We start from the raw sequence: 9,461 nt of genomic DNA on the forward strand, positions 1-9,461 counted from the left end.
TGAGACCGTCAAATAGCAGTAATAGATCAAAACTGTCGATCGCGGTCAAGATGGTGTCGTGGTTTTTATGAAAAACTGATCGCCAGATCACACTATTTAAATTCTGGAATTAGCTGCGGAATGACGGATCTATAATTGGTTGACTTCAATAAATGGCAGAGCTTTTGCTCACTAAAGGGTGAGACTATCTCGCTAGCCATTGTTTCTTCGGTTGCAGGCAGTTTCACTTCCATCAATCAGGCGGTCGTTTCAATAAGTGATGTCAACAGCATGGTGGCGACCGCCTCTGAAGAACAATCTGCGGTGAGCACTGATATTTCCCGCAGCATTGAAGTGGTTTCCAATATGGTGAATCAGAACGTGGCGGGCATTTCGCAGAGCGCGACAGCAACGGAAGAATTAGCGCGACTGGCCGAGGAACAACAACGCAAATTACTCGAGTTTCGTGTTTAAAGCCCAACGGTAAAACAGTCAATAATCTGCTTTGAATGCGGTTACTATCCTTTCCCTAATGTGCTTAACTTGACTTTCCCCGGCCGTGAGGTCGGGGCTCTTTTAAATGGACTTTATATTGGCATCGTATATTTTCGGTGCGAGTAAGTTGTAATTATGTTTAACTATTTAATATTACACGCAATACATAATTGTGAATTAATTAAAGGTTGCAGCTCAACTACCTTATCAACACTGTATGAATATAGTAGCTATGAAAGCTTCAAACGAAATGAGTTGATTGCTAAACAAGATGCGCCAGCAGAGGAATTATTAATTCTCGCCTCGGGTCAAGTCGGGGTGTATCGAAGAAACGAGCAAGGAAGTAATTTGCTCGTTGCCAAAGTGACAACAGGTGGCTGGTTTGGCGAGTCATCCTTTATCCCAGGCTTTAATCGTGTGGTATCACTTAAAGCATTAGAGGATGCAATCATTGTAAAACTCCCGACTAGTCGCTTTATTGAGCTTTGCCAGATTGACCCGATGCTGATGAGAAACACATTTAGTGCATTAGCACGGCGTGGCGCATCCATCGGCCATTTTGCGTTGAACAATATGACAACCAATATCCCTCTGAAAATAGCCCGCACCATCCTCTCTCATATTGAAATACTCGGTAATCAAGAGCCTGGGAAACAGACGATTAAAATAAAGATGACCAGAGCGGAATTAGCAATGGTGGTTGGGATCACTCGACAAGCACTGAATAAATATATTGTTTCTTTTGTGGAGGAAGGGACAATTGCGGTTGGATACGGCTCGATTACCATTAATTCATTGGAAAGTTTAAAAAAGAAGATAGAAACCTTGTCTATGGTCAGCATTTAGGCTTTTTAGTTCGAGAAGAAATGAAAGAGCACTTCATACTCAATAAAAACAGTAAGGGACGTGATTTCCACATCCCTTACTGGCATCAGTTAAGATAATTACTGCTGACTTTTACTGTAAAAGCGTTGTAGTTCAGTCAATCCTTGCATCAATACGGGCAATTTCGGGCTGTCGTCTCTCACCCGTTTGTAGTTCTCGTCGTATAACTTGAAGTTGCCAAATTTATCAATCACCGTCGTTTGGGTTGGCGTGATCAAGGCAATTTCACGCGTGTCGCCCGCTAAAATCCAACGGCGTCTGCTCTCATCAAACAGATTCCGCCCTGAACTAAAGTCGGCTGGGTTAGAAGCGACGCCGAGCAAATCTTGCAACAAGGTCACTGATAGGTCGAGGTGGCTGGTACTTTGGTTAAACTGCGCGGGCAATTTACCCGGCCAATGAATCACCAAAGGAACCTGAAGCTGATAGCGGCTGTAGTTAGAATTCGCCCCCCAACTATTGGTTTGCGTTTCGTTAAACTCACTGCCGTGGTTTGAGGTCAGGATCACCACTGTGTTGGCACTCAGTTGCTGCTCTTCTAAAGTAACCAAAATACGCTGCAGCATATTATCGGCCAGGCCGACGGCTTGATTGTACGTCTGCTTGAATTTTTCACTGGCATTCGCGCCTTTTGGCATGGCCGAAGCATCAATGTCGTCCACGGAGGTCAGTTCGATAAAGCTAAACCAAGGTGAGTTAGTTTGTTCGCCCAACCAGTTTTGCCAAGCATCAACAGCTTTCTCGTCACTAAACTCAGTCTGGTTTTGCTTCTCAAGCTGCGCAGCAAGATGTTGTCCGCGGAAAATCACTTCGCGATACAGTGGGTCACTAAAGCCATTGCCGCTGAACAAAGCAAAATCGTAGCCTTGCTCTTGCAAAACACTCAGGAAAATAGGCGCTGTGCCTTGCGCTTTGATGCTGCTGGCGTAACTGGTTGGCAGGCCATAAAACAAGCCGAAGACGCCAAAAGAATCGTTGCTTGAGCTGTAATGATTGGTGAACCACTGATTGTTGATTGCAAACTGGTATGTTGTTGGCATTTGTGTTTCGCTCAAATGGTCTCCACGCCAGTTGTTGACATTGATCATCAGTATATTCAGGTGATTCCCACGGCGATTGAACTCCAATTGCTCTAATGGATAGCGCACCAACTCGACGTTATTTTCGCTCGCCTCCAATCGCTTTAGGTACTCTTCTCTATCGAGTAAACCATGTTTTTCCATAAAGCTTTTCGCTGTCATCGGATAGGAGAGCGGGAAGTTTGCACGCTGACTAGTGACCGGATTATAAAAATACGCATCTGCCCACATGTAAATCAGGTGGCTGGTAATAAAACAGATAAAGAAAACACCGGATAAAGGACGGCCAATGTGTTTATGAGCCAACTTACGTTGTTTTTTCCACACCCACTCAGCAAGCCCAAGCTGGAGGAAAAAAATCAACGGTAAAACGACAAAAAGATGCTGTAAATCAGCACTAATTGCCGATTTTTCATCGCTGAACAGTAACTCCCAAACGACTGGGGTTAAGTGCAAATTGATCGACTGATAGGCTTGAGTATCGACGAGCAAGACAGTCAAGCCAACGGTGGCAAAAGTGACGGCAAAGAATCTGAACAGCCGTTGGGAGGGAAGAAGAAAAGTGAGTGGAAACAGAATCAACAGGTACAGCGCGAAGACCAGAAAGCCAAAATGTCCGACCCAGGAAACAACAAGATAAAGCTGGCCCAAGAAGGTTTCCGGCCAAGGTGACTGGGCAATGTAACGCGTACCGATCAACATCGCAGCAATGATGTTGAAGAATGCAAACCAGTGACCCCAACCAACCAGTTTGGATACACGTTCGCCGTATGAGTTTCCGCTGTCTACCATGTATGATTCTGTTATCCGTGATTAATGAGTTTTTTGTTCTTTCAGAGAAGAGATCAGTGCCTGGGCAAATTTTTCTGCAATAACTTTACGTTGTGAAGCGGCAACTTGTTGATTTAAGACATTGGTAGCGATATTGCCCGCAATCATCAGTGAAAGCTCTGGGGTCGCTCCGTGTTTGTCTAACACGGCGCCTATTTCAGCAAGAATCGTTTCAACTTGTTGGTCTGTGTATTTAGATGTAATCGGCATAACAACTCTAATAATGATAGTAAAAGCGGCTTATGATAACCTACAATGCCTCACAACTAAAACCTTGAAGCTAGATAAAAGATTATGAGCCTGCATCTTTCCAACGTTATTTTGCATCAGCTTAGTAAAAATGATCAGGATGAACTCACGGTCCACTACCGTTCTGAGTCTCTGAGCAACGATTCATCCACAGAAAATCTTGTGGCTGAGCTGCACCGAGTGTTCCACGCAAAAGCTGGAAAAGGATTCGGCAGCTTCAAATCAGACAGCGAATTTCAGATTTGGCTGCAAGCGATGCGTAAAAATGAACTCACTTTTTACGATTTCTCACAGAAAAGTGCTTCACGCTTGAAAGATGAACTGAGTAAGTATCCTTTTGCAGATGAAGGCATCCTCGTGTTTGCAGAGTACCAGAGCCTCGCAACGCACTATTTGTTTGTCGGCATCCTGCCGCTCAACCAAAGCCTGAAAGTTACGGAAGGATTAGACATCAGTGCCACTGACTATTTAGACATCAATAAAATGGATATTGCGGCGCGTATTGACCTCTCTGTTTACCAAGTTGACAGCGAGTCGAACCGTTACCTCTCTTATATTAAAGGACGGGTTGGCCGAAAAGTAGCGGACTTCTTTTTGGACTTCATGCAGGCTGAGGTGGGCTTAGACAGCAAGCAGCAAAGCCAAGTGCTGATTCAAGCGTTGGATGATTTTTGTACCGATGCCAAGCTGGAAAAACAGGAAGTGAACGAGTACAGAAAGCAAGTTTACGATTACTGCAATGGACAACTGAAATCTGGCGAAGAAGTGACGATTCGTGAGTTGTCAGACGAGCTCCCCTCAGGGCCATCGGGCGCTAGCTTTCTCGATTTCACTCAAGCGCAAGGGTACCAGTTGGAAGAGCGTTTTCCAGCGGACCGTGGGTTGGTACGCAAGTTAACCAAGTATGTTGGCGCTGGTGGCGGTTTGAATCTTAGCTTCGACAGTTTGTTGCTCGGCGAGCGCATTTTTTACGACCCAGAGACAGATACGCTGACGATTAAGGGCACGCCGCCCAATTTGCGCGATCAACTCACGCGCAGTCAGTAATCAAGCAAACAAAAAAGAGAGCATGGGCTCTCTTTTTTGTTGTCTGACATGATGTTAGAAGATGGTATATGCTTGTAACAGGTGTTATTCAGGGATTGAACATGTCACTCACAGCAAAAAAAATGAAAATGCGATGCTCAGTTGGTTTGTTAGCTCTGTGGGCGTCGGTATCACTGTTTATCATGATTCAGACTTACAATATGACGACGGTTGTGCAGGTGATTGAAGAACTGGGCAATAAAGTTGCGCAAACGCATAGCACTTTTGCCTATGAACGATCGCAAAGAGTGAGTTTGAATGATGAAATTTCACTCAATTTGCAGATTGTTTATGCGCTACGTATTCAACTCGAAGCCAACTATGCAGAATCTTTTTTTGCTCCAGATGTGTCGCAGTTTATCTACTCGACTGATCACTATCTACAAAGTCTCAGGAGCCTGCTTTCAATAGACAACCAACTTTCTGCCCTAGTTGATGCGATTCGGGAAAAGCGCTTAAAAATCAGTGAACAATCTCCTTTCGCGATGACACAGTATGCCCTTTTAGGCAGTTATGTCTCTGAGGCGGCATTTTCCGCATCGCCACAGTTGGATCTGATATTTAAGGACATGGACGATTTATTGCATGCCTCAGAAACCCTTCCTGAGGAGTACGGTGTGCCTTTAAGACAGCTTATCGCTGAGAGCGGTGATGCGCTGGCGGAGAATTTACAAATCGACCACTTAGTGCAACAAATCAACAATCATGCCATTTATGCTCAACAATCAAAACTAGAAGAATACGTTAACCGTATGATTTTGCACTATATGATGGTATTTATTACCACCAGTGCTTTGTCTGTGTTTGGGATGCTCTTCTTGCTCTATTGGCAAGATAGCGGTGAAGAGGCATTGGAGAGCGTGAAACTGGGCAAGCAGGCTCACGATCAAGAGGTCAGTCTGGATACGCTCATCCGCTCGAATAGCGAGAAAGTGATGAGTTATTCTCAAGAGTCGTTGGAAGAAGGGAAGGTGATCGACACGAAAGCCATGCTGGATTCACTCTCCGGGGATGAAGCATCGGTGCGTTTGCTATTACAAGTATTCATTCAAGATCATTGCAATGACTACCAGCGTTTCACCGATGTAGCGGTGCATGACAAAGTCAAAGCGCAGCGTATCGTGCACAGTTTGAAAGGCGTAGCCGCTAACCTTGGCGCGATTCGGTTAAAAGAAGTGGCGTTTGACATTGAGATGACGATGAAAAATGGCCATAGCGTTTCTGAGCAGCAGTTAGCTAAATTGGAAGAAGCGCTGCGTGAAACCATCGACTTTGCCAAGCAGTTACTCGATGAGGAGTGGAGTGTATGAGTCACGCAGAAAAAAGCGTAGCGGTTTAGGCTACGCTTGGATTAGCTATTTAAGATGGTACTGCATTTAAACCGTTTGTGTTTTTACTAATGTGGATTCGTCCACATCGTCGATGTGCGCCGTAGGCTCACATCTATCGACAAACCAGCCCATATAAGAGGTGAAAATGGTCACCGCGATGCAGACAAAGCTGAGCCACATAAAAGGGGCATAAGAGAGAGTCGCCACGCCGAGAATACTCGCCATGTAGATACCATTGTCACTCCAAGGCACCATACCCGAGGTAAGCGTGCCGCCAAATTCCGCGTTGCGTGACAGATTCTTGCGTTGGTAGCCCAGACGGTCATAGTTTTTGGCGCAGATCTTCGGAGTCAGAATCAATGATACGTACATTGCTGAACCAAATACGTTGCCCATAAATGCCGTAGCTATGGTGCTGGTCGCGAGCGAGCCCGGGTTTTGCACACGACGTTCAAACAGCTTCGCGATGGTTTCCAGCACACCGACTTTATCCAGCAAGCCACCAAACCCAAGACCGAAGACAATCACCGCTACCGAGCCCAGCATGGATGACATCCCGCCACGATTGAGGATCGAGTCAATAAAATCAACGCCAGATGAGATAGCAAACGGTGCCCAAGCAGTGTTAAACGCGGTAAGGAAATCGACATCCTGAATCATCACCGCCCAGATAATGCCCAGTAGAGAGCCGAAGCTGATGACGGGGAAAGATGGCATGCGCATCGCAAGTAACGCCAGCACGATAATAACCGGGACAAACGAGTATGGGGTAATGTAGAACTGCTGTTCCATCGCCTTAATCACCGAATCCACCTGACTCATGTCCACATTACCCGCGTAATGGAAGCCAAACGCAGTAAACATCACACCGGTAATCACATAGCTGATCAGCGCAATTGGCAGCATGCCCTTGATGTGTTCCATGACCTCCACGTTTGACATTGAAGACGCCAAAATAACGGAATCAGACAACGGTGACATTTTGTCGCCAAAGTAACAGCCGGATAATACTGCACCAGCCGTGATAGGTGCAGGCACTCCGAGGCCTTGACCAATCCCCATCATCGCGATACCCGCTGTTCCCGCTGCACCCCAAGAAGTGCCTGTTGCCAGTGCGGTGAGTGAACAGATGATCATAGTGGCTAAAAGGAAAATCGACGGGTGAATTGCCTTCAGACCATAGTAGATAATGGTGGGCACAATACCACCGGAAATCCAAGTGCCAACCAGAGCGCCTACCGCTAGGAGGATGAGTACCGCTCCCAAGCCATTAGAAATTCCGTTTAACGCCGCTGTTTCCAACGTTTTGTACTGATGACCTAAGCGTATGCCCAACACCATGATGATGAACCAACCGATGTACAGGGCTAATTGAATAGGGAGGTCTAGTTTCGCTGTAAACGAAAACGCCAAGAGTAGAAACAAACCGAGCGATATAATGACTTGTATTAGGCTCGGTAAGCGTGTGTTTTCCTGCTTCATATATTCCTCTGAAGAATGTCGGAGCGTTAGAGGGATTACGCCCCCGGATAGTTAGGAACTGTACCTTACATTAACATGGTGGATAATTCGAATTTTTTGGTTGTATGTTTTGATGTTGATCGGTTTGACTGGCGATTGTTGAAATTATCATCTGTTAAATACAAAACTTTATGATATTAAATGTTGTGTAATGTAAAATAAATGTGCTTCAGATGTGAAGTTGCGCATTTCTATGTAACAACTGACGGATCCGAGGTCTGACCAAGAGAAGCGGTGTTTCCGATTCTTACAACTTCATGATGAAAAAAAGACCGTTTTGCTGAATTAACACTTGAGATTTTGCTGGGAAAATTGAACTATTGAGCTCAAATTCACATTTTGGTTCGAGATTACACGGAGAGTTAATGTTATGAGAGTTGGTTTAGTTGGTTGGCGCGGCATGGTTGGTTCAGTCCTTATGCAACGTATGGTTGAAGAAAAAGACTTTGATCTGATTGAACCGGTATTTTTTAGTACCTCTCAGGTTGGTATTCCAGCGCCCCTATTTGCAAACAGTAAGGTTGGTAAAGACGCAGGTGTATTGCATGATGCTTTTAACCTCGAAGCCTTAAAACAGTTGGATGCTGTGATTACCTGCCAAGGCGGTAGCTACACAGAGAAAGTTTATCCGGCACTGCGTCAAGCCGGCTGGAAAGGTTATTGGATTGATGCCGCTTCAACACTGCGCATGGCACCAGATTCTATCATTACCCTAGATCCAGTAAACTTGGCGCAAATTCAGCAAGGCATTCACAAGGGAACCAATACCTTTGTTGGTGGTAACTGTACCGTTTCACTGATGCTGATGGCGCTCGGTGGTCTTTACGAGAAAGGCCTAGTGGAATGGATGAGTGCGATGACCTATCAAGCGGCTTCTGGCGCAGGCGCACAAAACATGCGTGAGCTCATTTCACAAATGGGTGTGATTAACGATGCCGTCAGTTCAGAGCTTGCTAACCCTGCCAGTTCTATTTTAGATATTGATAGAAAAGTTGCCGAAACGATGCGCAGCGCATCTTTCCCAACCGACAACTTTGGCGCGCCGCTGGCGGGTTCGTTGATCCCATGGATCGATGTGAAACGCGACAACGGCCAAAGTAAAGAAGAGTGGAAAGCGGGCGTTGAAGCAAACAAAATTCTGGGCTTGCAAGACTCGCCAATCCCTATCGATGGCACATGTGTGCGTATCGGCGCAATGCGTTGTCACTCTCAAGCTCTGACCATCAAGCTTAAGCAGAATATCCCGTTGGATGAGATTGAAGAGATGATCGCGACGCACAACGATTGGGTTAAAGTCATTCCAAACGAGCGCGATATTACCGCTCAAGAACTGACACCAGCGAAAGTCACTGGCACCTTATCTGTGCCAGTCGGTCGTCTGCGTAAGATGTCAATGGGCGACGATTTCCTCAATGCGTTTACCGTTGGTGACCAACTGCTTTGGGGCGCTGCGGAGCCTCTACGCCGCACCTTGCGTATTATTTTGGCAGAAAAACAGTAAGCTGCTCGGTTAATTCCACATTCTAAGCGCCGTGTTCACGGCGCTTTTTTTATTTCACTTGCGACGACACGTTTGTCCGGGTCGGCCAATTCGCTGCCGCAATGTTTGCAATAGAGTGCATCGGACTCATGCCCAGAGCGCGAACAATTTGGGCATTTTACCAGTTGACGGTGTGAGTTCATTTCTTGGCTCAGTTCAGCCGTAATGATCCCGGTTGGTACAGCGAGAATCGAATAGCCCATTAGCATGGTCAATGAGGCGATCGCTTTGCCAAAATCAGTTTGTGGCACTAAGTCACCGTACCCGACGGTAGTAATGGTCAGAAGTGGACCCCAATGGTTGGACGCATAAGCTCATTTCTTAAGTGGTTGACCCAGCTCATGCTGCGTATCTTTGCCTACCGAAGTAGGCCTCATCAGGAGTGAGGTTATTGAGTCCTTGATGGTTACGCTCTTCATTATAAAACACCATGTAGTTGCCGATTTCAAGCTCGGCTTCACGGGG

General features: G+C 46.0%; 8 protein-coding genes and 2 pseudogenes. 5 read left to right on the forward strand and 5 right to left on the reverse strand.

Translation table 11 applies throughout. From position 1 onward, the window contains the following. The first annotated feature begins 135 nt into the window (after nt 1-135). Together UF06_RS22575 and UF06_RS22580 are read left to right on the forward strand one after the other, a co-directional pair. A complete protein-coding gene (locus UF06_RS22575; RefSeq protein WP_045572478.1) occupies nt 136-453 on the forward strand; it encodes a methyl-accepting chemotaxis protein in 318 nt (105 codons plus the stop codon). Between the two features lie 156 nt (nt 454-609). Next, complete coding sequence (locus UF06_RS22580) at nt 610-1,320, forward strand: Crp/Fnr family transcriptional regulator (protein WP_082069820.1); 711 nt, start codon at nt 610-612, stop codon at nt 1,318-1,320. Nucleotides 1,321-1,418: 98 nt separating this feature from the next. Here UF06_RS22580 and UF06_RS22585 read toward each other — a convergent pair whose 3' ends face one another. After that, nucleotides 1,419-3,230: a DUF3413 domain-containing protein gene (locus tag UF06_RS22585; protein WP_045572480.1), complete on the reverse strand. Its 1,812-nt coding sequence runs from the start codon at nt 3,228-3,230 to the stop codon at nt 1,419-1,421. A gap of 21 nt (nt 3,231-3,251) precedes the next feature. Next, a complete protein-coding gene (locus UF06_RS22590; protein WP_039429982.1) occupies nt 3,252-3,479 on the reverse strand; it encodes a YejL family protein in 228 nt (75 codons plus the stop codon). An 84-nt stretch (nt 3,480-3,563) separates the two neighbouring features. On the opposite strand from UF06_RS22590, the gene yejK reads away from it, so the two are divergent. Both yejK and UF06_RS22600 read left to right on the forward strand, forming a co-directional pair. Next, entirely contained in the window at nt 3,564-4,565 is a 1,002-nt protein-coding gene (yejK, locus tag UF06_RS22595; RefSeq protein ID WP_045572481.1) for a nucleoid-associated protein YejK, read from the forward strand. A 101-nt stretch (nt 4,566-4,666) separates the two neighbouring features. Beyond that, complete coding sequence (locus UF06_RS22600) at nt 4,667-5,914, forward strand: Hpt domain-containing protein (RefSeq protein WP_045572482.1); 1,248 nt, start codon at nt 4,667-4,669, stop codon at nt 5,912-5,914. A gap of 66 nt (nt 5,915-5,980) precedes the next feature. On the opposite strand, the gene nhaC is transcribed toward UF06_RS22600, so the two are convergent. Continuing rightward, the gene (nhaC, locus tag UF06_RS22605; protein ID WP_045572483.1) at nt 5,981-7,417 is read right to left on the reverse strand and encodes a Na+/H+ antiporter NhaC; all 1,437 of its coding nucleotides are present in this window, start codon (nt 7,415-7,417) and stop codon (nt 5,981-5,983) included. A 409-nt stretch (nt 7,418-7,826) separates the two neighbouring features. Here nhaC and asd point away from each other — a divergent pair, with 409 nt between their 5' ends. Further along, the gene (asd, locus tag UF06_RS22610) at nt 7,827-8,957 is read left to right on the forward strand and encodes an aspartate-semialdehyde dehydrogenase (RefSeq protein ID WP_045572484.1); all 1,131 of its coding nucleotides are present in this window, start codon (nt 7,827-7,829) and stop codon (nt 8,955-8,957) included. A gap of 35 nt (nt 8,958-8,992) precedes the next feature. Here asd and UF06_RS22615 read toward each other — a convergent pair. Beyond that, nucleotides 8,993-9,283 (reverse strand): annotated as a pseudogene (locus UF06_RS22615) (ion channel); the annotation flags it as partial. A gap of 52 nt (nt 9,284-9,335) precedes the next feature. Next, nucleotides 9,336-9,461 (reverse strand): annotated as a pseudogene (locus UF06_RS25275) (IS3 family transposase); the annotation flags it as partial.

This window comes from Vibrio sp. S234-5, from assembly GCF_000960595.1.
Taxonomy (GTDB): domain Bacteria; phylum Pseudomonadota; class Gammaproteobacteria; order Enterobacterales; family Vibrionaceae; genus Vibrio.

Coding starts and splice junctions, on each gene's coding strand:
- asd (WP_045572484.1), top strand. CDS start 7,827: ATGAGAGTTGGTTTAGTTGGTTGGCGCGGCATGGTTGGTTCAGTCCTT.
- nhaC (WP_045572483.1), bottom strand. CDS start 7,417: ATGAAGCAGGAAAACACACGCTTACCGAGCCTAATACAAGTCATTATA.
- UF06_RS22585 (WP_045572480.1), bottom strand. CDS start 3,230: ATGGTAGACAGCGGAAACTCATACGGCGAACGTGTATCCAAACTGGTT.
- yejK (WP_045572481.1), top strand. CDS start 3,564: ATGAGCCTGCATCTTTCCAACGTTATTTTGCATCAGCTTAGTAAAAAT.
- UF06_RS22600 (WP_045572482.1), top strand. CDS start 4,667: ATGTCACTCACAGCAAAAAAAATGAAAATGCGATGCTCAGTTGGTTTG.
- UF06_RS22590 (WP_039429982.1), bottom strand. CDS start 3,479: ATGCCGATTACATCTAAATACACAGACCAACAAGTTGAAACGATTCTT.
- UF06_RS22580 (WP_082069820.1), top strand. CDS start 610: ATGTTTAACTATTTAATATTACACGCAATACATAATTGTGAATTAATT.